The organism is Turicibacter faecis, assembly GCF_037076425.1.
In the GTDB taxonomy this organism is placed as follows: Bacteria; Bacillota_I; Bacilli_A; order MOL361; family Turicibacteraceae; genus Turicibacter; species Turicibacter faecis.
This window is the reverse complement of the sequence record NZ_AP028127.1, coordinates 877,124-902,231: the sequence shown is the minus strand read 5'-3', so window position 1 is coordinate 902,231 and position 25,108 is coordinate 877,124. Positions and strand designations below refer to the sequence as shown.

Below are 25,108 nucleotides of genomic sequence, written 5' to 3'. Positions count from 1 at the left end.
TTATAGCATTATCCTTTATAAGACATGGAAATATGATCAATTCCAGCATCCTGAAAAACTTCCCCATAAACGTTAAATCCTAATTTTTCATAAAAAGGAACAGCTGTTAATTGAGCATCTAAACAAATCTCCTTTGCCATTGTCTCCTTCTTAATATAGTTCATAACATCTTGCATCAATTTCTTTCCAACACCCCGACTACGGGCTTCCTGTCTAATCGCCACACGACCAATTTTATAAATCCCCTTTTCTTTGGGAATAATTCGCGCTGTGCCTAATGCCCGATTTCCTTCATAAATCACAAATAGAGGAACAAAGCGATCGTAATCATCAATTTCTTCCCAAACTGGAACATCCTGTTCGCCAATAAATACTAGGGTACGGATGGTTAACGCATCAATAAAATGTGCTTGTTTTTCAGCTAAAATAGTTTTCATTCTTCAACGAGCAAAACCAAGGTTTTGTTTTGCTATTCCCTCCATTCTCTTGATAAGCAATCTCTTCTTGCGTGACTCTTTAAATACCTCGCCTTTTTATCCTAATAGGTAGCGCGATGAATGGATTTAAAGTGGAGCACTCATAAAAAGCCGATGTAAAACTTCGACTTTAATGAGTGAGGCAATCTATTTCATTTTACCATATTCTTTATATAGCTGATTGAAATTTTCTAATGCTTCTTGTTCTTTCATCGAATGGGTATTTGCCTCATCAATAGCTAAATTAATAGCTGTTATGCGCTCATCAAGTGTAGCAATGGATACTTGATCATTAATAACCTCATAAAAATTTTGTTGTGCCTCATTTAATGAAATTAATGACTGCGTATATTGCTCCAACTCCTGTTCGTAAATTTGATAGGTTGAAACTAATTGATTTAATGGTTCACTGTCCACTGCTCCTAGTTCCTTTTCATCTAAACTTGCTTCATCAACACATGTTTGATAATCCTGAAGTTGTGATTCAATCTCTTTAACTAATTGACTTCCCTCGTCGACTAAAGGTTTTATCTGCTCAAAGTCTTCAAATCCTTGATCCATCAGTTGATTATAAAGAACCGTTTCCTGACTGAATAACTCAGTTAACGTCTCATACTGCCGATTGCACTCATTTTGCAATTTAATATGCTCATTTAGCACTTGAAAAACTTTAGACTCTGTCTTTCCTTGACACCCCATTAACATCAACGTGATACAAAGACTCACTAATATAAATAACTTTTTCATGAATAACACCGCCACTTCAAGCACCGACAACCCTATACCTAAATTCAAATTTTTTCGTTGAGCTAATCTTATTTATACCGTTGCAACGGTTAGCCCCTGTTTAGCTATACGCTGTCTCGTAGCAGTTCCTCCTCTCTACGGTAAGATTTTAAGGTAAGTATTCGATTAAAACGTCTGATCAACCATTAAACCTTTTAATAAAATATCTTTAATCACCATCAATAACTTCATATTTATTTTATCCAACTTTCCTGCTATATCCTTTTTAACAGACAAGTAAACGGAATAACAATCCTTTCACTTTGAACACGTTAAGTGTCACTATGAGCCCACCCTCTCACCCATAATTACTCACACCACTCTTTTAAACCGTTATAATCGCCCTCCAATCATCGCTATGTTGCGAGGCACTCCTACTAAACATATTACGTCATTTTAAACGGTAAGAACTTTACCGCAGGTGAGCACCTAGACGTTCCCCATGACAAAAGTTTAACGGCAGTATCATTGTATCTGCACTTATATATACTTTCCCCACTTTTATTCATTTCATACCTAACAAAATGGAATAACTTCAAAACATTTCCTATCGCTCTATCACCCATGATTCTTTCTATTAAATCACTGTGTGGATTCTTTTCAAATGATCTCCCCTAACGATTCAATAATCCCCATTAAACTTGAAATCTACTTAGCCATTTATTTGACCTAAAGGAACAGAATCTAGATTTTAACATAAGTATATATTATGATATCCTTTTAAAGAGGAGGGTCATCATTATGAGACAGGCCTTTTCACCGCCTCCGCCACCACCTCCACCATCCCCTTTTTTCACAAGTGAAAGCATTGATGCAGAACTTGGACAAACCGATGAAGAAACACTTGAGGCAGAGGATAAAGTTCCACCTGAATGTCCCAGATTTCTTCCATTTCTACTTTCACTGGACCCTTACGCATTAGTTACACTCGGATTTATTATTGCCATTTTAATTGCAATGGAAGCAAATAACCCTGAGGAGCAAGAGGCAATAGGTAACTTTTTAGAAGTTATTGCAACCAATATTGAGTATATCGCAGAGCAAGGGGCCTATTTACAAGAACTTGAGGATAGACGCCTTGAAAAAATTGAAGCCATTGAAAAAGAAGACTTAAAAAATGAAGTCAAGGAACTTAAGGAGGCATTAGCCAAACTGCAAGATCAAGTTTTATCGTGCTGCCATCCAGCTGATCAAACATAAAAGGGCTCAAAGAATTAATTCTTTAAGCCCTTTTATGTTTGATTTGAATATAATAAGATAGCAAAATCAACCCCATAGCGAGCGTCCCACCTGCAGTATCAATGCAGACATCTTTAAATGAACCTACTCGTCCGGGAACAAACAATTGGTGCCACTCATCAGTACAGGCATATAAAAAAACGCCAAATAATGTATAAAGCAACACTCTCCTTAAAACTGCATAATCTATAAAGACACTAAACATTAAAAGATATAAAATAAAATATTCTGTAAAATGAGCCGCTTTTCGAATTAAAAAGTGCAACTCCACTCCTAAAATTTGATCCGGTAAAAAAGGAAAAATAGAAAATAACTTTTCAACTAGCCCACTACTCTCACTTGATTGCTGCCCCGTCTGATGGGAAAATAAAAAGATAACAATCATCCATCCTAATAATAGACACCACTTTACCTTACGCTTCATCTTGACCCCCAAACATAATCCCCCTAATTAAATTAGGGGGATTTCTTCATTTAATTAACTAATTATAGTTTAAAATCGTTTCGCGGATATCATCCCAACGGAAAGCATCTCGAATACCATCTTCAATCGTATATTTCGCTTCCCAATCGATTAATTTTTTCGCACGTTCGCAGCTTGCATAAGCTCCTGCAACATCTCCTGAACGAGGATCTGTTTCTTTCTTGTTCACTTCACGCCCTAAAACGGTTTCGAAGATTGAAACTAGCTCTTTAACTGTTACCCCATTACCTGTTCCTAAATTAATCACTAAATAAGAATCATTCGGGTTCTCTGCATGGGCAAACGCTTGATCAAAGTTTTCTAATGCTTTAACGTGTGCCATTGCTAAATCCCAAACGTGGATATAATCGCGAATTCCTGAACCATCACGCGTTGGCCAATTCACACCTGTAATATTAAACACTGTTTCATCGCTTGAAGCAGCCTCTAATAATTTTGCTAGTACGTGCGATGGAAACTGAACATGAGATCCTGAGCGTAATTTTGGATCAGCACCAATTGGATTAAAATAGCGAAGAGCAATTCCATGCATTCCATACGCATGACAGAAATCTTGTAACACCATTTCCATCATATATTTTGTTCGTGCGTATGGACAAGATGGTTTTAACGGAGACTCCTCTGTCACTTTAAACCCTGGAACGACATCATAAACAGAAGCCGAAGAAGAGAAGACAATATTATCGCAACCAAATTCATGTAAATTTTTAAATAATTCTAATGATTTGGCTACATTTTCTTTGTAATATTCATAAGGGTTCGCCACTGAATCGGGAACAACAATTAATGCAGCAAAATGAATGCAATGCTTAATTTCTGGGTGATCAGAAAAGATTTTTTCTAACACTTGACGATCCGCAATATCCCCTTGATAAAAAATTTTCCCTTCCGTAAATTCTTTACGTCCTGTTACGAGTGAATCTAAAATAATTGGGGTATGTCCATGATCTTCAAGAGCAGAAACAACTGTACGTCCAATATATCCCGCTCCTCCAGTTACTAATACTTTCATAAATTTCATCCTTTCTTATCGAAACATTTTAATGAGACCCATCGACCCTGTCATGAAGACATTGAATTTTTTTACTCAAAAATTAATTCATTTAAATGAGCGATTGACCTCTAAATTCTATCATAATTATTGGAATAAAAAAACTCTAATTGATTTTTTTTGACATAATCCTCTAGTTTTTTATACAAAATTCTCAATTTATTTTTAGGATAGACCACGCTATTTTTATTCAACTCTTTCTTTTTAACTCAATCCTATCTTATTTTTCATTCAGTTCCGTGCCAATTGACAAAGGGGTCACAACCAGTAAAAAGCATGCCTCCCTTTCGGTCATAATTTGAATTTTCTCTCCATAAACCTCTAAACCATCATATCTAGACAAACATTCACCATTTATTGTTGAACTTCCCTCTAATTGAACTAAATAGGCTTGCTGATTCTTGGCCACCAAAAACTCCGTTTTTTTATTCCCTTCTTGTTTCAATACCCAAATTTGAACATTTTGTTGAAGTTGAATGGGATTATTTTTAGCATCAGATGCCATGAGGTACCATTGGTTCAAATGACAGTTCTCATTAAAGGTCGCATATTGAACGTGAGGGTGTAAATTTTTGTGTTGAGGTTTCATCCAAACCTGTATCATTCGCATAGGGACATCCCCCCAATTAAACTCGCTATGTTCAATCCCACTTCCCGCGGTTAAATAAGTAAAATCTCCCCGACGCATACATCCCCCACCTTGCCCCTTCACGGTATATGTTAGCTCACCTTCTAAAATAAAAGTTAAAATTTCAACTTCCTTATGAGGATGAAAGTGATAACCATATCCAGGATGCAAACTATCATCATTGATGGTCCGAATCAGATTAAATCGCTTCGCGGACTCCGGATGATTTTTTTTATAAAGATGAAAGAGGCTTTGAAGGGAGGGATGATAGGCAGTTCCTAACGTTTTTTTCTCTACTTTTTTATCATGTCATCAACCTCCTTCTAGTTAAATTTAAACACTTCCCTATCAATTAAACTGATTAGACATTCATTAAATTTAGTATTTCCCTTTTCCTAGCTCATATTCTTCATGGCACAAATAGAAAAATTTTACACTCATTAAAATATAAAAATGATTGAATTCCTATTTGAAAAGAGCTCATGCGAATCGTATAAAGACCCTCCCAATTATAAAAACACCACATCTATATTTTAATAGAAAAGGAACCTTCATCCAAGGTTCCTTTTCTATTTATTTAATGAATTAAATACTCTTTATATCGAATGAGAAGTGTTCGTAACTTCCGCATGGCTTTCGCTTCAATTTGTCGGATGCGCTCCCTCGTCACGCCTTCAATCGCACCAATTTCTTCCAACGTCTTTCGTTCGGCTCCATTTAAACCAAAACGATGAGTAATAACAAACTGTTCACGAGGGTTTAAATTTAAAATCATTTTATCCATATAATTCTTTAAATCCTCATCCATTGCTTTTTTTTCTGGATTATCGTACAAGCGTGAGGTTCCTTCTGACACCAACTCGTTGTCGTTTGAGATTAAATCTTGTAATTCGGTGTCCTCATCCTCTTTTGATACAAACCCATTTAAAGAGGTGGGCTTTAACATGTAGGTTTGCACACGCTTTACCGCCTCGTACTTCTCCTTTGGAATATTTAACTCCCCACACAAATCGGTCACATCAATAGGTTCGTCACCTTGATCCGCTTTTTGTTCATAACGCATCACCTGATTAATCGACTCAAACATATGCACAGGAATCCGAATCGTAAATCCCTCATCTGCAATTGCTCGCGTGACTGCTTGCTTAATCCAGTACGTTGCATAGGTTGAAAAATTATTATCGTAATTAAAATCAAATTTTTCAATCGCCTTCATCAATCCTTCGAGTCCAACTGAAAATAAATCATCGTAATCTAACTTATGGTGATAAAATTTAGTATACCGTCCGATAATCTTGTGAACTAAATTAGTATTATTAAAAATTAACCATTCAAGCGCCGACTGATCATGTTCTAAACGATATTTTTTTAAATACTCCAAATTATATTGATAATCATTTGAATGCTTTCTCATTAAAAGATTATGTGCGCTCTCTGGCACGCGGCTCATCGCCTCTTTTTTTTGATTTCGATTCTTCCTCGTCTTTGTATTCAAACTTTCCTTTTGGTCAGTGACCTCCACATAGTTCATTCGATATCCCCTCTTTCATCGAATTTGATCAGTCCTACAACTTTTAAAATGACACGATATGTCAACCTCAGTTTATGAATCAATCCCTCCTTTTTACAGACGGTCAAACAGTGGTATCCATTCTTTTTCTTATAAACGGAGGCACTTCTTTTAGGTAAACAAAAATTAACGGTCGTTTAAAACCATTTCCATTTTGATTATATTAACCAAGTTCTCTAATTATCACCTTTTATCGTTGAAAAAGATAAGAATTCTTTCATGACTTCGGTTCATCCTCCACATCACGAAGCACTTTTGATCACTTTAAACAGTCACTCTTTCACGAAGATGCCACGTCTCTTCCAATCAAATCACAACTAACCATTCGTTGTTATTCGACAACTTTGAGCGTTAACATACATATTTGATCATTGAGTCGTTCATACTATTAATAAAATTCCAACTAAAATCTTGGAATTTTGAAAGGAGTCAAAAACAATGGGTAAAAATGAAATGGGATCTCCAATGAATGCTTCTGTTCAAAGTATTAAAAATAAAAATGATGTTGAATTTGGTACAGGAAACGTCCCTGATACACGTCTAGAGGTAAAAAAATCATTACCTGAAGCTCGACGTTATACGCAATCTTCTAAAGATCGTCGTACGACAGAACAACTTTTAAAACGCTAATTAAAAAGTCCTATCATACCGATAGGACTTTTTCTTCCCCCCTCCACTCGTGGGCTAAAAAACTCAATCAACTTACATTAAATGGTATAATTTTTTCAAATAGTATCCATACTAACAGAAACTTATTTAAGCGGAGGGGTCCTAGGATGTCTACAAACTCACTAAAATCATCGCGTCAACAAATGATGTTTTTCTTTTATTGTTCCTTACTGCTGTCCATCTTTTTTCTCATTCAAATTCGCTATACCTTAAGCCTAGACTTAGCGGAATGGACAGCATCACAGTATACACTACTCTTTTTATTACTTTCATTTGTTGTGATTTGTTTTTTAAAATACCAATGCTATTCTCGAGATTTAAAACGAGATAGCCAATGTATCGATTTAGCAGAAAAAAAATTAACGCAGAAAAAAAATGCGCTTTATCAGCAAGTTTCTTCGATGAATCCTTCTGATTTTGGGGAACTTGTTGCCGATTTATTTCGGATCAAAGGATTCAAACGAATTTTTTTAACGCCACGAATGAATGAACAATTTTATGACATTGAAATGTATTTAGAAGATCAAAAAGTGTTAGTTTCCTGCCTTTTAAATGCAAACACTCATGAAATTCCTCAATCCTATTTAGAACGTCTTCATTTAATGATGAGAAACCAACAAATTGATCAAGGCGTATTTGTAACATTAAGCCCATTCGACGCTGATTGTTATACATTTGCCAAAGATAAACCTATTTTCTTAATTGATGGCGAGCAATTAATTGAGACACTAATCGAAAGCTCAGATTGGTAAATTTTTTCATACAAGGAGACCGTTTTTTCACTTACCTTTTATAAAATCCTCCTTTTTGTCTATAGTTAATACTAATTGACTTCAAATTTCTTTTCTGCTATTATTATAAACCCAACTATCTCTCATACCATGAGGAGGGACTTGTATGTTTGATGAATTAATTCGTAAAGCGACGGAAGTTTTAAATCCCCGTCGCCTCTCAGCTGCTGCCGAAGCTGGAAGTGTTGCAGCTGCCATTTTAACCGAGAGTGGCCATATTTATACAGGTGTTTGCATTGAAACTAAATGCTCCATGGGGTTTTGCGCAGAGCACGCGGCTGCTGCCGCTATGATTACAGCCGGAGAAAGTCATATCGTAAAAATGGTAGCCATCAATAAACGGGGAAATATATTACCCCCATGTGGTCGATGTCGAGAGTTTATTAGTCAACTTGACGACCAAAATATTCATGCCAAAATTCTTATTAATCGTACAAAGGCCGTTCCACTCAAAGATCTCCTTCCATATGATTGGCGTTTGGCAAAACATGTAGAGTTTGATGAATAACCCTCAATGGATAAAATAATAAAGACCACCTTATTAATGGGTGGTCTTTATTATTTTATCCAGCGCTTCATGTCGTTTGGTATTGGAATATGTAGCATTAACGGTTCACGTGTAATTGGATGAAGCATTTCAATCCGTGCAGAATGCAGCGCCAGACGTTTCATTTTATCTTTTGCTCCTCCGTATAGGACATCCCCAAGAAGTGGGTGCCCAAGATGACTCATATGAACCCTTATTTGATGCGTACGTCCTGTTTTCAACTCTAATTCTACCAAGGCATATCCTTGATACTGTCGTTTTAACTGATAATAAGTAAGCGCACGATCCCCTGTTGAACTGACACGACGTCGAGCACCGTGATGACGATCCCTTCCAATTGGTGCGTCGATTTTCCCCTTTTTCGTCTTCAACGTGCCAGAAACAAGGGCTACATACCAACGTCTGATTTTCTTCTCACTTAACCAATAATCTAACAAACTATGAGCTAAATATGTTTTAGCAAAAATAATTCCACCGCTCGTCTCTGTATCTAATCGGTGAATATAGCGAACACGGTTTTTCATTCCTCGCCTCTCATAGTAATAAGCTACCCCATTAGCAAGTGTCCCCTTCCCATCCTTTTGATCAGGATGAACCATTAATCCAGCTGGTTTATTAATAATTAATAGATGATCATCTTCATAGATAATTTCTAATGGCATCTTTTGAGGTAAAAAATCAATTTCCTCCTCCTCAAAAAGAGCGATAGCCAGTTCATCAGACGCATGAAGGATTGTTTCAAAAGAAACGCTATTCCCGTTTAATCTCACCTTTTTATTCATATACATCTCATGAATTTTTTTACGAGATAGATGGTACCCCTGTAAAAATTCACGAACTGTTTGTCCCGCCTGTTCGTCGTTTATAATAAAAATTAACTGTTCATCTTTACGAATCGTTGTCATTCGATCACTTCCTTACTTTTTTAATTGAACAACAACTCCTAGTACATCTTTTTCAATATCAATCACACCTAGGCGTGGACTTCGCGAATCCAGACTATCATTTCGATTATCTCCCATTACAAATAACTTTCCTTTGTCAATCATGAGGTCCACTTTATTATGACCGTTCATCGGTTCATTTAAGTAATCCTCTTCAATCAGATGGCCATTAACAAAAACGCGTCCCGATTCGATCACCAAATGATCTCCTGGAAGCGCAATGACGCGCTTTAAGAAAAACTTCAACTGCTTTTTTTGGTGTGCTCGAAAAGCGATCAAATCCTGTCTTCTTAGCCTTTGCTTACGTGAACGGCGACAATCTAGTAAAATGGGCTGATTGTTCTTAATCGTCGGTCGCATCGATTCCCCTCGTGCAATCGCCACACGAACAAAGCGTGAAATCAAATACCCTATACCTAAACTACATCCAATCTCGACCGCATAGTCTAACCATGTACTTTCTTCCTTCACGTTATCCCCTCTTTTCTCTCATTGTCATACCCATTCCTTATTATAACACATTTTCCTTCAATCGAATGATTTCTGCAAAGAATCATAAACTTCTGACAACTTCTCTTATATAATTTTCAAAATTATGGTAGACTATACATAACCTTAACCGGTATGCACATACTAAGCAAAATAATTATTGGAGGAATGCTTGATGAAAACAGTTATGGAACGTTTTTTAAACTATGTCACATACGATACGCAATCAAACCCCACGGCCCAAACAACTCCGTCAACGCCATCGCAATTAGCCTTTGGGGATATCCTTGTTCAGGAGTTAAAAGAAATTGGATTAACTCAAGTTGAAAAAGATGAAAACGGATATGTCTATGCAACATTAGAAAGTAATATCTCTCACGATGTCCCTGTCATCGCCTTTATCTCTCACTTAGATACGAGCCCTGATTTTACGGCTACCCATGTTAATCCCCAAGTTGTTAACTATCAAGGAGGAGATATTTTATTAAATAAAGAAAAAAACATCATCCTTTCGCCCAATGATTTTCCATCTTTAAATCAATATGTGGGACAAACACTTGTTACAACGGATGGGACAACCTTACTTGGTGCCGATGACAAAGCGGGGATTGCTGAAATCATGACAGCAATGGACTACTTAGTGAAGCATCCCGAGATTAAGCACGGATGCATTAAGGTAGCCTTTACTCCAGATGAAGAAATCGGACACGGGGCATCCAAATTCCAAGTCGAAAAGTTTGGAGCAGATTTTGCCTATACCGTCGACGGCGGAGTTCTTGGGGAATTACAGTATGAATCATTCAATGCCGCTGAAGCAAAAATAACGATTCATGGAAAAAGCGTCCACCCTGGAGATGCTAAAAACAAAATGATTAACGCTGGACTTATTGCCACCGAATTCATGAACCACCTTCCTAAACTTGAAACCCCACAATCAACTGAAAAATATGAAGGGTTTTACCACCTAACTTCAATTAGTGGTAACTGTGAAGAAGCCACTTTAAAAATTATCATTCGTGATTTTAATTCAGACAAATTTAATGAACGCAAACAATTTATTCAGCAATTAACTGAGCAGTTTAATCGTCAATATCCAACCAAGCCTATTGAACTGACACTAACGGATCAATATTACAATATGCACCTTCAAATTGAAGATAAAATGTATATTGTTGAATTAGCCAAACAAGCACTTATTGAATCCGATGTCGAACCACTTATTATTCCAATTCGAGGAGGGACAGATGGTTCTGGTTTATCATTCCGCGGCTTGCCTACCCCTAACCTCTTTACAGGTGGACATAATTTCCATGGGAAATTTGAATATATCCCTGTTCCGTCAATGGAAAAAGCTGTTGATGTGATTGTTAAAATTGCAGAGCTTGGTGCAACATTCAACTATTCACGTTAAACAACTTCCCCATTAAAACCTAAAAAAGGGAATTGAACCCCCTCGTTTCAATTCCCTTTTTATTTTATTCATAACTGAGGTTAGTAACTTCTAGCCCTTGTTTTCTAGCTTGTTGACGTGCCTCTAATTCCTTAATAATTTCCTCATGATAATCCCCTGTGATTTTGTAATACTTTTTATAAACAATGAAACATAGTGCAATAAAAATTGCTGGTAAGACGAACATTAGTCCTCGCATCCCCATCATTGTTGTCATTGTTTGTTGTGCATTTGCTACATAACCAAAGGCAGCAAGCCCGACTCCAATTAACCATCCGCTTAAAGCACTAGCCGATTTAACAAGTAGCGTCTGACATGAAAAGATAATACTTTCATTTCGCGTTCCAAATTTGTACTCACTATAATCTACAACATCAGCAAGCATAACTGTTGATGAGGCGATAATTAATCCTCCTCCCGCTCGAGCTAAAAATGCACCGATAGCAACCAATAATGTATTTTGAGGAGCAATAAAGCCACAAACAAGTAATACCAATAGCCCAACAATCGGTGAGACACATCCTAATCTAAATACATGCTTACGTCCCATTCTTTTCACTAAAATTGGGAACATTAATAAACCAGCAATTTCTGCGAATCCAGCACATCCATTATAGATTTGGAACATTCCTTCATTTTGAGTCACATATTTAAAGTAATAAAGTGCCATTCCGCCTAAAAATGATAACATTAAGTTCATACATAACACAATAACGATAAACACTTTTAATTGACCATTTTGCCCAATAATTTTAAATGTTTGTTTCAGTGTCACTCGGTCCGTTTCTGAGGCATTAGTCTTAGCAACTTTCGTTGATGGCTCTTTCACCTTTAAGCACATCACAACAGAGGTGATAATAAAAATAATAGAAATTCCTAACGCTAAATATTCAAAACCTTTCGCTTGATTGCCCTTACCTAATTGATGAACCATCGATAATCCAAACGTTGCTACACATAAATTTCCAATCGCTGCAAACACTCGCGGAATAACAGATATTTTTTCTCGTTCCTCTTTGTCTTGCGTTAAAGAAGGAATCATTGACCAATATGGGATATCCATAATGGTATATGTCATTCCCCATAAGATATACATGACTGAAAAATAAGCATATAATGGGGCCCCTGTTAAGTCTGGCTTCTTAAATAAGAAAAATAAAACAACCGCATTTATTAAAGTTCCTATTAAAATCCATGGTCTAAATTTTCCCCACTTTGTTCGCGTATTGTCTACTAACATTCCCATCATCGGATCATTTACTGTATCCCACACCCGCGCAATCAAAAAAAGTGTTCCAACAAATGCCGGGTTTAACCCAATCACATCTGTAAAGTAAAACATAATGTAAACACCAACAACCCCACAAACTAAATCCTTTCCTAATGCACCAAATCCGTATGCGTATTTGGCTGAATTTGTTAATTTCATAATTCCCCTCCTCTTAATGTAACCGTTTACTAAACGACTATGTACATAAAATACCACCCATCCGATTTTGTTGCAAGCGCTTTTATGGAATTGATTTCATTTTTTTTACTAATTTTTATTCCATTTATAAAGACAACTCATTAATGTTTGTTTTAAATGGTTAGATGTCTGTTTCTTATTCCATTCTAGAGTGTGTCTTTATTTTTCTTTTTGACGAATTGTCAATACAAATGCGACAGTTTCTCATGAAATAGCTCGAATGAAGTTTTCCAACCTAAGCATTTTCGTGGTCGATGATTAATGAGGAGGAGGGCTTCATCAATCTCTTTCTCACTAACTCGTGCTAAGTCCGTCTTCTTCGGAAAGAATTCTCGAAGAAGACCATTGGCATTTTCATTACTTCCTCTTTGCCAAGAGGAATAGGCGTCAGCGAAGTAAACAGGAACCTTTAAATCTGCTTCTACTTTGGAATAACAAGCAAACTCTTTTCCTCGATCAACGGTATAAGTTTTAAAGGTGTCTTTAGGAAAATGTTCATATAACTCACTAATCGCTCGGTACATTTCAGATGCTGAGCGATTTTCGATTTTAACGGCGACATAAAATCGTGTTTGACGTTCAATAAATGTAGCTAAACAGCCTTTACTTTTACCACGGCTTGAAACAACTGTATCAAGTTCCCAATGACCAAATGCCTGACGTTTTTTTACCTCTTTCGGACGTTGATGAATTGATGTCCCAATGTTAAATCGTCCGCGTGTTTCTCGTGGTTTTCGGCGTTTTCCCTTTTGCCTTAAACAGCTTAAATCCCCTAACAAAATCGTTCCGTCATAAATCCATCGATAAATAGTTTTGAATGAAATAACACCCTTTAAAACCGTATTAGAAATTTGTTCAGGCGACCAGGTTAACTTTAAATAATGTTGGATGGTTTGAATAACTTCTTCAGATTTGGTCTCTGGACGATGACAAACTAAGCGACGTTGCTCGGCTAATTCATCTGCTAGCTCTGCTTGATACGTCTTTTGAGTATTTCGTTTTAGTTCACGAGCAATGGTTGAATGATGACGATTTAATTGCCCCGCAATTTGTCTCGTTGAATAACCCATTTTTGAAAGAACTTCTATACGTGTACGCTCAAATGTGTTAAGATGTTTATAACTCATAAATAGATCTCCTTGTTAAGAATTTGGTGTGGTAACTTCATTCTATAACAAAGAATTCTATTTATGAGCTTTTTTTATTTGTCGCACTTAATATTACAATCTGTCTTTTAAAAAAAGCTTAACTTAAAAGAAGTAATGAAAACAAAGAAGCTTAAACCTTTATGAAAAAAAGCGTAAAAAAAGATGAGTGAATCTCCTTTTGTTTCACTCATCTTTTTTAGTTATTTTTACTTTTAAAGGTTTTTTAATAAAAAGTAAACCTAAACTTAACACTAATATTTTAATATCAAACCATAGACTTTGATGTTTCACATAGTATAAATCTAAGGCTAACTTTTCTTCCCATGTTAAGCTTTTTCCGTGTAATTGACTCCAGCCTGTCATTCCCGGGCAAACGGAATGGCGAGTGAGGTTAACATCTTTACTAGGAATCGAACGAATAAATCCTGGTCGTGGTCCTACTAAACTCATTTCCCCACGTAACACATTATAAAATTCAGGCAAATGGTCCAACTTAAACCTTTTTAAATAATAGCCGATAACACTTAATCGTTGATCGGCGGGCAATAGTTCGCCCTTTTCATTGCATGCCCGATTCATGGTACGAAAACGGGAGATTGTAAACCACTGTTCGTTCATGCCAGGATAGCGTTGTTTCTCAAAAACAGGCCATCCGATATCTAGATATACAAGTATAAAAATAATTAAATACAGTGGCGAGAGGGCGACAAGTAATGTACTTGAAACGACAATATCAAACCAGCGCTTCATTTTCATACCCCCTTATTTTCTGACATTTGACTCATCTCCCCATATAATGAGGAAATATTCTAATAGCAGTATATGTCACTTTTTGATGATTCGTTCCCTCCTTTTCCCTTATAAAAAAACTCTTAAAAGCTAAGCATCATCGCTAGCTTTTAAGAGTTTTTGATTTCTATTCACGAAATTGGCTATTATACAAATTAGCATAGAATCCATTGCATTTAAGCAGTGATTCATGTGTTCCCTGCTCAATAATTTCTCCCTGATTTAAAACTAAAATTTGATCAGCGTTTTTAATCGTGCTTAAACGATGAGCAATAACAAATGTTGTTTTCCCTTCCATCAGACGCAGCATCGCTTTTTGAATTTGAACCTCTGTTCGCGTATCAATAGATGAAGTTGCCTCATCTAAAATCAAGATAGATGCTTTTGATAAAACTGCGCGAGCAATGGCTAACAATTGACGTTGTCCCTGTGAGAGGTTACTTCCATTATCTGATAAAATCGTATCATACCCATCCGGTAACTGCATGATAAATGCATGGGCATTCGCCATTTTAGCCGCTAAGATCACATCTTCATCCGTCGCATCTAATCGTCCATAGCGAATATTCTCACGAACCGTTTCAGAGAAAAGATAGGTGTCTTGTAACACCATCGAAATATTACGACGTAAACTTGAACGCGTCAAGCGGTCAATATTTTCACCATCAATTAAAATATTTCCTGAATCAATATCGTAGAATTTTGTTAATAAATTGATGATGGTCGTTTTTCCTGCCCCTGTTGGCCCAACAATCGCAACGGTTTCTCCCCTTTTGGCATGGATACACGCATCTTTTAAAATCGTTTTTCCTTTATCATATGAGAATTTAACATGTTCTAATACAACGTCTCCATCGAGCTCAGCTATATCATGTGCTCCATCAGGATCTAATTCCGGGGCTTCATCCATAATTTCAAATACGCGCTCTGCCCCCGCTAATGCTGATTGAACCGTGTTAAAAATATTCAAAATCTCATTGATCGGACGCGTAAAACTTCTCATATATAAGATAAAGACAAAGATATTCCCAATTGAAAGCCCTGTTGTGTTTAGGGCCAAAATCCCCCCAACAACGGCTACGATTAAAAAGGTCATATTATTAATAAAGTTATTTAATGGTCCCATAAATCCTGACAAGGCTTGGGCCATAATCGAACTTTTCGTTAATTGACGATTAATTTTACCAAACTCATTTTCAACCGTTTCTTCTTGTGAAAATAAAAGAACGGCCTTTTGTCCGGAAACAATTTCTTCGATGTACCCATTAAGATTTCCTAAATCTTGTTGTTGTTTAATAAAGAACGGTTGAGTTTTTTTCACTAAAAATCGTGAAGTTAAAAACATCAACGGCGTCGTAATGAGTCCGACCACTGTTAATGCAGGACTTAATACAATCATCGCGATTAACATTCCGATAATCGTTACAATCCCTGAAAACATTTGTGTAATACTTTGTGATAAGGTCATATTAATGTTATCGACATCATTCGTTAGACGACTCATTAAATCACCGCTTGAGTGTGTATCAAAAAAACGTAGCGGTAGTTTTTGCATACTTGTAAATAAATTTCGGCGAATTTCAGCCGTCGTTTCTTGTGAAAGCTTCACCATAATTAAATTTTGAAAGTACGTGGCTAACACGCTAATGAAGTAAATGCCAGCGATAAAAAGGCACATCCATTTTAACCCTGCTAAATCGTGTGGCACAATATAATCATCAATAATATTCCCGTAGTAATTCGTTGCTAACACATTAACAACCGTTGAAATAATACATAATAAACAAACGAAAATTAAGGCATAAATTTTATGACTCATGTAACCAAGCAATCGTTTAATCGTTGACTTCGGATTTTTTAACTTTTCAGCTTGGTGAAAACGCCCACCAGGTCCGGCCCCTGGCCCCATCGGTCTAGCCATGATGAACCGCCTCCTCTCCTAATTGTGAAATGGCGATACTACGATAGATTTCATTCGTTTTTAATAATTCCTCATGCGTCCCGATTCCCGAAATATGTCCCTGATCAAGAACAATAATCTGGTTGGCATCCATGACTGCCGAAATACGTTGGGCAATCATAATCACCGTACTCCCTGTCATCTGTTCTTTAATTGCCTCTTGTAATTGACGCTCGGTTGCCATATCCAATGCGCTTGAAGAATCATCTAAAATTAAAATTTTAGGTTTACGAATCAAAGTCCTTGCAATGGAAACCCGTTGTTTCTGTCCACCCGATAAATTTTTCCCACGTTGTTCAACTTCTGTCTGATAACCAGACTCTTTTAATTGAATAAACTCCATGGCTTGTGCATCTCTTGCCGCTTGGTCTAATTCTTCATCCGTCGCGTCATGATATCCAAATTTAATATTCGACTCAATTGTTCCCGAAAACAAAATACTCTCTTGTAAAACTACGCCAATTTTATCTCGTAATTCATGTAGGCTTACCTCTTTAACATTTCGACCACCAATTAAGACCTCCCCCGAACTTACATCGTAAAGACGAGGAATTAACTGAACAAGCGAACTTTTACCTGCACCTGTTCCACCAATTATCCCTACTCGATCTCCTTGTTTAATTTTAAAGGAAAGATCCGTTAGAACCTCTTCACTGTGATCATGATATTTAAATGACACATCTTTAAATTCAATATCATACTGATCGATGACCTCAGGACTCTTTGAATCTTGAATGCTTGATTCCGTCATTAACACTTCATTAATACGATCTGCTGACGCTTTTGCCCTGGAAAAGTTCATCGATATCATAATAACCATCATTAACGACATCATAATTTGCGTTAAATAATTGATGAACGCCATGATTTTTCCAGTCTCTAACACACCTGCTTGAACTAAAAATCCACCATACCATAAGACAGCAACGATACTAAAGTTAACTAAAAGCATGACCACTGGATTTAAAATAATCATCAATTTCTGAGCACGAATACTTTGATTCATTAAATCATCATTTGCTTCATTAAATCGATCTTTTTGTTTATGTTCAATCGTAAATGCCTTAATGACGCGAACCCCTAATAAGTTTTCACGCATGACATTGTTCACTTTATCGATTTTTTCCTGCATACTTTTAAACAATGGGAACGATCGTGACATGACGATAGCAACAAAGATTAAAATAACAGGAATTGTAATAACAAAAATACCAGATAAATCTGAACTTAATCGATAAGCCATTAAAATTCCACCAATGCATAATAACGGTGCTCGCACTAAAATACGCAACCCCATCATCACCATGGTTTGAATCTGAGTAATATCATTAGTCAATCTCGTAATTAACGATGATGTTTTAAAATGATCCAATTCTAAAAAAGAGAGGGACTGGATCGTCGCAAATAATCCATCACGCAAATTTTGTCCTAAGTTGACAGCAGCAATCGTTGAAAAAATGGAACATCCAACACCGCCAATCAATCCGATCACCGCAAATCCAATCATTTTAGCTCCGGTCATCCATACATAGGTCGTGTCGCCATTTGTTATTCCAATGTCAATAATATTCGATAACATCGTCGGTAACATTAAATCCATCGAAACTTCAACAAGCATAAATAAAGGGGCCAAAATCGCATAAAGGATGGCCGATCCCTTTAAATAGCGTAATAGTTTAATCATGTGCCTCAATCTCCTTTCGACGCAAATTTTCATACATTCGCTCTAAATACTCTTTCATTTGCCCTCGCTCTGATGATGTAAAACCTTCAAACAAACAATCATCGATTTGACGGAAAGCTTGATTAATTCGATATTTTAACTCCATTCCCATCTCCGTTAAAAAAACGTTCGTCATTCGGCGATCATCCTGATTAGCCTGCCGATAAATCAATCCCCGTCGCTCCAAATGTGCGAGCAAACTCGTCACCGTCGCCGGTTGAATATGGCAATGTTTAGCTAACTCCTTTTGCGAACAGCCATTATGACGATGCAAATAGTCTAATACTTTCGGTTGCCCCTCCGTTAAGCCAAGCTTTTGAAATTCATATTGAAAAATTCGGCGATGCATTTTAGCTGTTTTTACAAATAATCGGTTCAAATCTAATAACTCATGTCCTTCGCATTCATCTTTCATCAACGGTGCTCCTTCCTTCTAAATGATTAGATATCAAACTATTAGATATCTTAATATTTAACATAATTGTCGGTTAAAGTCAATCACTTCCAAAAAAATAATGACTACAGGCCTTCTTCTGCGCAAACAAACTACTTTAAAAACTTCGCATGCTGCCATTCGTAAGGAAATAACGATAAATACGTCGGCTCTACATAACGCTCATCAATTAAAACAACAATCCCACGATCGGTATCTGAACGAATCACACGTCCAACGGCCTGCATCACCTTATTAAATCCCGGATAAAGATACGCATATAAATACCCCTTTTGAAAGGTTTCCTCAAAATATAACCGTCGTTGTTCAGTTAATGGATTAAGTTGTGGAAGTCCAACCCCGACGATGACCGATCCAATTAACCGGTCCCCAATCAAATCAATCCCTTCACTAAATATGCCTCCTAAAACAGCAAACGCCACCAATGTCTTTTCCGACTGAGCCTCAAATTGAGCTAAAAATACCTCACGATCATGTTCATCCATCTCACGCTCCTGAGCAATCACCACTTGCTCCTCGCCAACTAACGATTTATAGCCCTCAAACACTTGCTCTAAATACTGATAAGACGGGAAAAAAATAAAATAATTTCCTTTTCTCTGACGCGTGACTTGAAAAATCGTAAACACAAGTTTCGACAAAGAAGCTTCCCGCTGCTTATACTTCGTTGAAATGCCGTAATGAACATACAAATCTAAATTTTCACGCTCAAATGGGGACGGTAAAAAAATATGCTCACACGCCTCATCATGAAGCAACACCGTCTGATAATAACTTAACGGATGAAGCGTCGCCGAAAACAAAATAGCCGAACGAACGTGCTGCATTCGGTCATAAAGATAGAGACTCGGGTTTAAACAAATCAAACTGATTTTTAAATCTATCCCCATCCTTTCATACCGAACACGAAAACATTCATTATAAAAGTCAGATATTCGTAAAAACTGATGACATTCAAAATATAAATCCATTAATTGCGGCTTATACTCCGTTGTAGGATGCGCATATAAATATTTTTCTACCCCTTCTAATAAAGCCATCACTTTCGTTAAAAAAGAAGACTCGACTTCCTCCTTAAAAATTTCCTGTTTTTTAACCTCCTCTAACTCTTGCCGATACTCTAATAACTTCAAATTGAGGGCGTTTAATGCCTTATTAAGTGATTTGCTCTTTCCTTTGAATAGACGTTTAAGCTCTTGAACCTTTCCTTTAGTCAAAGAAGCACTATACATCTCACATGCTCGATCATACAAATTATGTGCCTCATCTATTAACGCAATATGAGGGGAAGGTTCGTCAAAAAAGCGTCGCAAATAGGCACGTGGATCAAACATGTAGTTATAATCACCGATAATCGCGTCACTAATTGAAGCCATCGCTAGCGAATACTCAAAAGGACACACCTGATGCTTTTTAGCATACGCCACTAGCCGATCGCGATTAAAGAGTTGCTCAGTTTCAAATAGGTCTTTGACCGCCTCATTGATCCGGTCAAAATAACCTTTAGCATACGGACAATAAGTGGGGTCGCACTTTACCTCTTCCATCAAACAAATTTTTTCCTTCGCGGTAATCGTGGTCACTTTTGCTACCCACCCCGTCGCCAAACACACATCAAAAGCTTTTTCAGCGACTTGCCTTCCTATTGTTTTTGCCGTTAAATAAAATATTTTTTGTTCTTGATCACTCAACGCCTTAATACTTGGAAAAATAGTTCCCATCGTTTTACCGATCCCCGTTGGGGCTCGTAATAGCAGTTGTTTACGTTCTTTAATACAGTGATAAACGGAGGCCGAAAGTTCTCGTTGGTAACTTCTAAAATCACCAAACGGAAAGGTGAAACTTTTAGCTGACTTTAATTTCAACGTCATCGAACGAACGAGAATCAAATACCACTTCAAATAAATTTGTAACGTTTGCTCCATAAAAGGTTCTAACTCTTCCTTCGTATACATTTCATCGATTTGTCGCGTTTGCACGCCTTCTAAATCACAATAAATTAGCCGCACCAAAACTTGTTCCCACTCCGGATGCTCGCATAAAAGTAAGTATGCATAAACTTTTGCCTGTGCAAGATGGGTAGGACGATCCCCTGGAATAATAGCGTCTAATGGCCGGGTAGTCGATTTAATCTCCCCTACGATCCATTGCCCCTCTCGTTCAAGCAATAAATCCACTCGTCCATTAAGGTGAAATTCATGCTCACCGATCGCGTAACGCCCTTCTACATAAACCTCGCATTCTTCCTCTAAATATCGCTCCTGAATCGCCTGGTGAGCTTTCGTCCCATACTGGGCGCGATTAGCAGAAAAATATTCTAAATTCAAATCACCTTGTTGATACACATAACTCACAATATCTTTAATGCCTTTTTTAATAATCATGCCATCACCTCCCACTTAAATGAAAAAAAAGAAGAATGAGCCTTCAACGGCTCGATTCTTCCCCTAAACTAAGCGAGTAGTCCATTTTTCCCCATCCCAAATATCAGTCACAACCTCACGATAAAACTCAGGTTCATGGGAAATTAAAAGGACACTTCCTTTATATTCTTTTAATGCTCGTTTTAATTCTTCCTTCGCGTCTACATCTAAATGGTTTGTCGGCTCATCGAGAATTAAGACGTTCGTTTCACGGTTAATTAATTTAGCTAAGCGAACTTTGGCTTGTTCCCCTCCACTTAAAACCATGACTTTACTTTCGATATGTTTTGTTGTTAATCCACACTTAGCTAATGCTGCACGTGCTTCACCTTGTGTTAAATGTGGAAACTCATCCCAAAACTCTTGTAAACATGTTTTGTCTTTTCCACCTTTGATTTCTTGTTCAAAGTAACCAATATGTAAATGTTCACCTAATTCAACACTTCCAGAAATAGCAGGAATTTCTCCTAAGATACTACGTAATAACGTTGTTTTCCCGATTCCGTTTGCCCCACAGATTGCAATCTTCTGTCCACGCTCCATCGTTAAATTTAAAGGAGCTGATAACGGCTCGTCGTACCCAATCACTAAATCTTTTGTTTCAAAAATATACCGTCCAGCGGTACGAGCCACTTTAAAATTAAATTCAGGTTTTGGACGCTCAGCTGCCAGTTCAATAATCTCCATCTTATCTAATTTCTTTTGACGTGACATCGCCATATTACGTGTTGAGACACGTGCCTTATTACGCGCAACGAAATCTTTCAAATCAGCGATTTCTTGTTGTTGTTTTTTATACGCTGATTCTAACTGTGCTTTTTTCGCCTCATAAATACGGACGAAGTTATCGTAATCTCCCACATAACGGTTTAACTCCTGATTTGCCATGTGGTAGATGAGATTAATCACACTATTTAAAAATGGAATATCATGTGAGATTAAAATAAAGGCATTTTCATACTCTTGTAAATAACGCGTCAACCATGTAATATGCGCCTCATCTAAGTGGTTCGTTGGCTCATCTAATAATAAAATATCCGGTTTTTCAAGTAATAATTTTGCAAGTAAAACTTTCGAACGTTGTCCCCCACTCAATTCCGTTACATCACGTTCTAAACCAATTTCTTGTAATCCTAATCCTTTTGCAACTTCTTCAACCTTCGCATCAATGACATAAAAATCATTATTCGTTAAAATATCCTGTAAGACCCCGACTTCCTCAAGTAAGGCATCCATTTCTTCTGGAGATACCTCTCCCATTTTCATGTATAAATCATTAATTTTTGCTTCCATATCAAATAAATATTGGAAGGCAGTTTTTAGCACATCACGGATGGTCATTCCCTCTTGTAAAGCAACATGCTGGTCTAAATATCCAACACGGACATTGCGTGACCACTCAACTTTTCCTTCATCAGGCACCAATTTTCCCGTAATAATATTCATGAACGTTGATTTTCCTTCACCGTTTGCTCCAACTAATCCAACGTGCTCACCTTTTAATAAACGGAATGAAACATTTTCAAAAATGGCGCGGTCCCCAAATCCATGACTTAAGTTTGTTACATTTAAAACACTCATTAACGACTCTCCCTTCAAACACACCTTCTCCATGTGTCGATTGAATTTTATCTTATTCGATTATATCTCACATTGTAGGGAATGAAAAGTATTTTTTCACTTGCTAAATTTGGGTGGACTCCAACTGACCACCTTTTTCTTGTTGCCATCTTTCATACCGTTTATTGCGCTCTTTTAACGTAATAATTTCCTCACTTAATTGCATGCGTTTAAACTTCATCGATGACAATCCATACGGGCTATATGATTTCGTATACGGAATAATTCGCGTAATCGCATAACTCCCCCCTGAAGAATAAAGCGGAATAAAATAAGCTTGATCAATTGCATACGCCTCAGCATCCGCATAAAGCTCATATCGCTTATCTATATTCGCCACTTCGGCATTCGCAAGGTCCTTTAACTCCTTATAAATATACAATCCTATCTGTTCCTTAATCTCTTTTTCTTCCTCGCTTTGGACAGCCGCTCGGTTAAGACCAAAACTTTTTAACAAATCCCCGTTATCCGGGTCTAAAATGTCTAAATAACTTTTCGGATCTCCGTAATCAGGTGACCACCCGGCCGAGAAGATCAAGTCACTATTCACTAACTCCGCCGTTTTTGACGCCAATAAATTCTCACGAGAACTCATAATGAGGTTCAGTCGAACCTCTCCTTCTAAAGATTCCTCGATACTTTGTTTTAAAGCCTGAGCACTTCGAAAACTCGTCTCGCTTTCTCCATTTAAAATCACATCTAAATAAACGGGAAATTGAACGCCCTCACGACTTAACTCCTCTTTAGCAATCGCCAACTGCTCTTTTGCAAGTTCCGGATTAAAAAAGGCCATTTGTCCATCCTCAAGACTCAGTTGTTTAGAGTAAAGCTTAGCATCTAACCCTTTTAGCGAATCGCTCACTAACGTCCCATAGTATTCTCCCGTCGAGGTTTTAACAAAAGTCGGTTGAGTAAGCATATTTCTTAACGAAGTCTTTTTCAATTCATCGCCAACCATTTGACGATTAATCGATTCCGTATCAATCGCTCGCATAATCGCGCGTCGAAAAGAAGTATTCAAAAGGGCCTGTTTTGTATCCTCCCGTTGTTTGTTTGTTTTGGGTGAAACATCCTGTTTACTATCTAGCGGTGAATGATACTGTTGACGATTAAAAACAAAGGTCGCAAACGCTACCGCACCGTTTGTATCCGTCACAAAGATAGAATCCCCATATTTTTCTTTCGCACGTTTCACAAGAGGGGGATTATTCACATCTAATGGAGCGGACACAATCTCCTTACGATCAAAAGCTAAAAAGAGCGTCGTCGGGTCCGCCTGTTGGCAATAAATGAGCTTTACTTTTTTCACGTGCACCTTTTCTTTATCCCAATAATTTGGATTGGCTACATATTCAATCGTCGACTTCGACGTAAAATTTTTTAAGAAATAAGCCCCATTGTATAAAATGGATTCCGGTTTAACGGCACCAAATTGACAGGTTGAATAATCGGGGTTCCCAAGACGGCAACCGGTTCCCTTCGACTCTAAAAAGCTACGGTTAACAGGAAGCAAAATCGAATACGTCGTCATCGTTGGAAAATACGGCGTCGGTTGAGTCAACTCATATTCAAGCGTATAGTCATCAATCGCCCGAACCCCCACCTCACTAAACGGAACTTCCCCTTTGACATAAGCGTCTAAATTTTTGATTAAAGGTTGCACCAAATAAAGGGTTTGGGATTGAAAATCAGCGGCATGCCAAAGCCCAGTAACAAAATCATCAGCTATCACTTCACCATAATCCACTCCTTCATCCGTATACCAATGCACCCCCTCTCTTAACTTAAATCGCCAAACGGTTTTATCTTCATTACTTTCCCAACTCGTTGCCATCGCGCCTACTAAATTTCCATACTCATCATGTTCAAGCAAGCCGTCAATAAAATTGGCAAAGTGCGCTGAATCAACGGTCTTGTACGTATAAAGATAATCAAATGTCTCCGGATCCATCCCATAAAACCCAATATAATCATCCGTTGAAATGTCTTCCTTCGCCTTTACAGGAATCGCAGCCACTAACATACAAAAACTCAGTCCTATTAAAAAAAACATCCGCATTCGTCTCATCTCATCACCTGTTTCTATCAAAAATAAGAGTAGCCAACTGGCTACCCTTATTTTTCTACCTCTGTTGCAAAACATACATCTTCTTTCAAAAAACACCAAATTCCTTAACTTTCACCCAAAAACTCTCTCTCCTGTTCACTTCTCACACTTATCACTTATCATCAATCCAAAGCGAGCATTTTCTAATGAAACAGATTCCCTTATTTCACTTGGAAAGAACAGGGAGTTGAAAAATTTTGTGCACCGCTATTGTTTTTTCTCCCCTCCCTCGTTAAAATAAAAACGAGGTGAAAAAAATGAATTTTTTTTCGATATTGTTCCGAATCTTTTA

Annotated in this window: 22 protein-coding genes and 1 pseudogene; 5 read left to right on the top strand and 18 right to left on the bottom strand. The window is 37.3% G+C overall.

Annotated elements, in window-relative coordinates; all coding sequences use genetic code 11:
* Nucleotides 1-8 precede the first annotated feature (8 nt).
* Both AACH31_RS04350 and AACH31_RS04345 read right to left on the bottom strand, forming a co-directional pair.
* Nucleotides 9-437, bottom strand: coding sequence for a GNAT family N-acetyltransferase (locus AACH31_RS04350; RefSeq protein WP_161832844.1), 429 nt, complete (start codon nt 435-437; stop codon nt 9-11).
* A 186-nt stretch (nt 438-623) separates the two neighbouring features.
* Nucleotides 624-1,223: a YkyA family protein gene (locus tag AACH31_RS04345; RefSeq protein WP_161832843.1), complete on the bottom strand. Its 600-nt coding sequence runs from the start codon at nt 1,221-1,223 to the stop codon at nt 624-626.
* Nucleotides 1,224-2,003: 780 nt separating this feature from the next.
* Here AACH31_RS04345 and AACH31_RS04340 point away from each other — a divergent pair.
* Complete coding sequence (locus tag AACH31_RS04340) at nt 2,004-2,462, top strand: hypothetical protein (RefSeq protein ID WP_161832842.1); 459 nt, start codon at nt 2,004-2,006, stop codon at nt 2,460-2,462.
* Nucleotides 2,463-2,484: 22 nt separating this feature from the next.
* On the opposite strand, the gene AACH31_RS04335 is transcribed toward AACH31_RS04340, so the two are convergent.
* The 5 genes and pseudogenes from AACH31_RS04335 to AACH31_RS04315 all read right to left on the bottom strand — a co-directional run bounded on the left by AACH31_RS04335 (nt 2,485) and on the right by AACH31_RS04315 (nt 6,195).
* Complete coding sequence (locus tag AACH31_RS04335) at nt 2,485-2,925, bottom strand: VanZ family protein (protein WP_161832841.1); 441 nt, start codon at nt 2,923-2,925, stop codon at nt 2,485-2,487.
* Between the two features lie 58 nt (nt 2,926-2,983).
* Complete coding sequence (gene galE / locus AACH31_RS04330) at nt 2,984-3,997, bottom strand: UDP-glucose 4-epimerase GalE (protein WP_161832840.1); 1,014 nt, start codon at nt 3,995-3,997, stop codon at nt 2,984-2,986.
* A 259-nt stretch (nt 3,998-4,256) separates the two neighbouring features.
* Complete coding sequence (locus tag AACH31_RS04325) at nt 4,257-4,541, bottom strand: hypothetical protein (RefSeq protein ID WP_255421506.1); 285 nt, start codon at nt 4,539-4,541, stop codon at nt 4,257-4,259.
* Between the two features lie 93 nt (nt 4,542-4,634).
* Nucleotides 4,635-4,901, bottom strand: a pseudogene (locus tag AACH31_RS04320) (pirin family protein); the annotation flags it as partial.
* A 340-nt stretch (nt 4,902-5,241) separates the two neighbouring features.
* Nucleotides 5,242-6,195, bottom strand: coding sequence for a sigma-70 family RNA polymerase sigma factor (locus AACH31_RS04315; protein ID WP_161832013.1), 954 nt, complete (start codon nt 6,193-6,195; stop codon nt 5,242-5,244).
* 477 nt (nt 6,196-6,672) lie between these two features.
* On the opposite strand from AACH31_RS04315, the gene AACH31_RS04310 reads away from it, so the two are divergent.
* The 3 genes from AACH31_RS04310 (at nt 6,673) to AACH31_RS04300 (ending at nt 8,202) form a co-directional block, all read left to right on the top strand.
* Complete coding sequence (locus AACH31_RS04310) at nt 6,673-6,864, top strand: hypothetical protein (protein WP_161832012.1); 192 nt, start codon at nt 6,673-6,675, stop codon at nt 6,862-6,864.
* 146 nt (nt 6,865-7,010) lie between these two features.
* Nucleotides 7,011-7,655, top strand: coding sequence for a restriction endonuclease (locus AACH31_RS04305; protein WP_161832011.1), 645 nt, complete (start codon nt 7,011-7,013; stop codon nt 7,653-7,655).
* Nucleotides 7,656-7,800: 145 nt separating this feature from the next.
* Nucleotides 7,801-8,202 carry a cytidine deaminase family protein gene (locus tag AACH31_RS04300; protein ID WP_262950895.1) on the top strand — a complete coding sequence of 134 codons (402 nt, stop codon included), beginning with the start codon at nt 7,801-7,803 and terminating at the stop codon, nt 8,200-8,202.
* Between the two features lie 50 nt (nt 8,203-8,252).
* Here AACH31_RS04300 and AACH31_RS04295 read toward each other — a convergent pair whose 3' ends face one another.
* Together AACH31_RS04295 and lepB are read right to left on the bottom strand one after the other, a co-directional pair.
* Entirely contained in the window at nt 8,253-9,146 is an 894-nt protein-coding gene (locus tag AACH31_RS04295) for an RluA family pseudouridine synthase (protein WP_338617951.1), read from the bottom strand.
* A 12-nt stretch (nt 9,147-9,158) separates the two neighbouring features.
* Entirely contained in the window at nt 9,159-9,656 is a 498-nt protein-coding gene (lepB, locus tag AACH31_RS04290; RefSeq protein ID WP_161832008.1) for a signal peptidase I, read from the bottom strand.
* Between the two features lie 193 nt (nt 9,657-9,849).
* On the opposite strand from lepB, the gene pepT reads away from it, so the two are divergent.
* Nucleotides 9,850-11,085 carry a peptidase T gene (pepT, locus tag AACH31_RS04285; protein WP_161832007.1) on the top strand — a complete coding sequence of 412 codons (1,236 nt, stop codon included), beginning with the start codon at nt 9,850-9,852 and terminating at the stop codon, nt 11,083-11,085.
* A gap of 64 nt (nt 11,086-11,149) precedes the next feature.
* Here the strand turns inward: pepT and melB are convergent, their stop codons facing one another.
* From melB to AACH31_RS04240, 9 genes are all read right to left on the bottom strand, one after another.
* Nucleotides 11,150-12,553 carry a melibiose:sodium transporter MelB gene (melB, locus tag AACH31_RS04280; RefSeq protein ID WP_161832006.1) on the bottom strand — a complete coding sequence of 468 codons (1,404 nt, stop codon included), beginning with the start codon at nt 12,551-12,553 and terminating at the stop codon, nt 11,150-11,152.
* Between the two features lie 221 nt (nt 12,554-12,774).
* Complete coding sequence (locus AACH31_RS04275) at nt 12,775-13,719, bottom strand: IS30 family transposase (protein WP_289461060.1); 945 nt, start codon at nt 13,717-13,719, stop codon at nt 12,775-12,777.
* A 204-nt stretch (nt 13,720-13,923) separates the two neighbouring features.
* Nucleotides 13,924-14,490, bottom strand: coding sequence for a sugar transferase (locus AACH31_RS04270; protein WP_161832005.1), 567 nt, complete (start codon nt 14,488-14,490; stop codon nt 13,924-13,926).
* A gap of 166 nt (nt 14,491-14,656) precedes the next feature.
* Nucleotides 14,657-16,450: an ABC transporter ATP-binding protein gene (locus tag AACH31_RS04265; RefSeq protein WP_161832004.1), complete on the bottom strand. Its 1,794-nt coding sequence runs from the start codon at nt 16,448-16,450 to the stop codon at nt 14,657-14,659.
* On the bottom strand, nt 16,443-18,173 hold the full coding sequence (locus tag AACH31_RS04260; RefSeq protein ID WP_161832003.1) for an ABC transporter ATP-binding protein: 1,731 nt from the start codon (nt 18,171-18,173) through the stop codon (nt 16,443-16,445). The genes AACH31_RS04265 and AACH31_RS04260 overlap by 8 nt, the downstream gene beginning before the upstream one ends.
* Nucleotides 18,166-18,627: a MarR family winged helix-turn-helix transcriptional regulator gene (locus AACH31_RS04255; protein WP_161832002.1), complete on the bottom strand. Its 462-nt coding sequence runs from the start codon at nt 18,625-18,627 to the stop codon at nt 18,166-18,168. Before AACH31_RS04255 ends, AACH31_RS04260 begins: the two co-directional genes overlap by 8 nt.
* A 131-nt stretch (nt 18,628-18,758) precedes the next feature.
* A complete protein-coding gene (locus AACH31_RS04250) occupies nt 18,759-21,050 on the bottom strand; it encodes a helicase C-terminal domain-containing protein (RefSeq protein ID WP_338617949.1) in 2,292 nt (763 codons plus the stop codon).
* Nucleotides 21,051-21,113: 63 nt separating this feature from the next.
* A complete protein-coding gene (locus AACH31_RS04245; protein WP_338617948.1) occupies nt 21,114-22,670 on the bottom strand; it encodes an ABC-F family ATP-binding cassette domain-containing protein in 1,557 nt (518 codons plus the stop codon).
* 103 nt (nt 22,671-22,773) lie between these two features.
* The gene (locus tag AACH31_RS04240; protein ID WP_237658921.1) at nt 22,774-24,762 is read right to left on the bottom strand and encodes a peptide ABC transporter substrate-binding protein; all 1,989 of its coding nucleotides are present in this window, start codon (nt 24,760-24,762) and stop codon (nt 22,774-22,776) included.
* Between the last annotated feature and the right edge of the window lie 346 nt (nt 24,763-25,108).

Excerpts from the sequence above, each read along its gene's own strand:
- AACH31_RS04350 (WP_161832844.1), bottom strand. The coding sequence starts at position 437 with ATGAAAACTATTTTAGCTGAAAAACAAGCACATTTTATTGATGCGTTA.
- AACH31_RS04345 (WP_161832843.1), bottom strand. The coding sequence starts at position 1,223 with ATGAAAAAGTTATTTATATTAGTGAGTCTTTGTATCACGTTGATGTTA.
- AACH31_RS04340 (WP_161832842.1), top strand. The coding sequence starts at position 2,004 with ATGAGACAGGCCTTTTCACCGCCTCCGCCACCACCTCCACCATCCCCT.
- AACH31_RS04335 (WP_161832841.1), bottom strand. The coding sequence starts at position 2,925 with ATGAAGCGTAAGGTAAAGTGGTGTCTATTATTAGGATGGATGATTGTT.
- galE (WP_161832840.1), bottom strand. The coding sequence starts at position 3,997 with ATGAAAGTATTAGTAACTGGAGGAGCGGGATATATTGGACGTACAGTT.
- AACH31_RS04325 (WP_255421506.1), bottom strand. The coding sequence starts at position 4,541 with ATGGCATCTGATGCTAAAAATAATCCCATTCAACTTCAACAAAATGTT.
- AACH31_RS04315 (WP_161832013.1), bottom strand. The coding sequence starts at position 6,195 with ATGAACTATGTGGAGGTCACTGACCAAAAGGAAAGTTTGAATACAAAG.
- AACH31_RS04310 (WP_161832012.1), top strand. The coding sequence starts at position 6,673 with ATGGGTAAAAATGAAATGGGATCTCCAATGAATGCTTCTGTTCAAAGT.
- AACH31_RS04305 (WP_161832011.1), top strand. The coding sequence starts at position 7,011 with ATGTCTACAAACTCACTAAAATCATCGCGTCAACAAATGATGTTTTTC.
- AACH31_RS04300 (WP_262950895.1), top strand. The coding sequence starts at position 7,801 with ATGTTTGATGAATTAATTCGTAAAGCGACGGAAGTTTTAAATCCCCGT.
- AACH31_RS04295 (WP_338617951.1), bottom strand. The coding sequence starts at position 9,146 with ATGACAACGATTCGTAAAGATGAACAGTTAATTTTTATTATAAACGAC.
- pepT (WP_161832007.1), top strand. The coding sequence starts at position 9,850 with ATGAAAACAGTTATGGAACGTTTTTTAAACTATGTCACATACGATACG.
- melB (WP_161832006.1), bottom strand. The coding sequence starts at position 12,553 with ATGAAATTAACAAATTCAGCCAAATACGCATACGGATTTGGTGCATTA.
- AACH31_RS04275 (WP_289461060.1), bottom strand. The coding sequence starts at position 13,719 with ATGAGTTATAAACATCTTAACACATTTGAGCGTACACGTATAGAAGTT.
- AACH31_RS04270 (WP_161832005.1), bottom strand. The coding sequence starts at position 14,490 with ATGAAGCGCTGGTTTGATATTGTCGTTTCAAGTACATTACTTGTCGCC.
- AACH31_RS04265 (WP_161832004.1), bottom strand. The coding sequence starts at position 16,450 with ATGGCTAGACCGATGGGGCCAGGGGCCGGACCTGGTGGGCGTTTTCAC.
- AACH31_RS04260 (WP_161832003.1), bottom strand. The coding sequence starts at position 18,173 with ATGATTAAACTATTACGCTATTTAAAGGGATCGGCCATCCTTTATGCG.
- AACH31_RS04255 (WP_161832002.1), bottom strand. The coding sequence starts at position 18,627 with ATGAAAGATGAATGCGAAGGACATGAGTTATTAGATTTGAACCGATTA.
- AACH31_RS04250 (WP_338617949.1), bottom strand. The coding sequence starts at position 21,050 with ATGATTATTAAAAAAGGCATTAAAGATATTGTGAGTTATGTGTATCAA.
- AACH31_RS04245 (WP_338617948.1), bottom strand. The coding sequence starts at position 22,670 with ATGAGTGTTTTAAATGTAACAAACTTAAGTCATGGATTTGGGGACCGC.
- AACH31_RS04240 (WP_237658921.1), bottom strand. The coding sequence starts at position 24,762 with ATGTTTTTTTTAATAGGACTGAGTTTTTGTATGTTAGTGGCTGCGATT.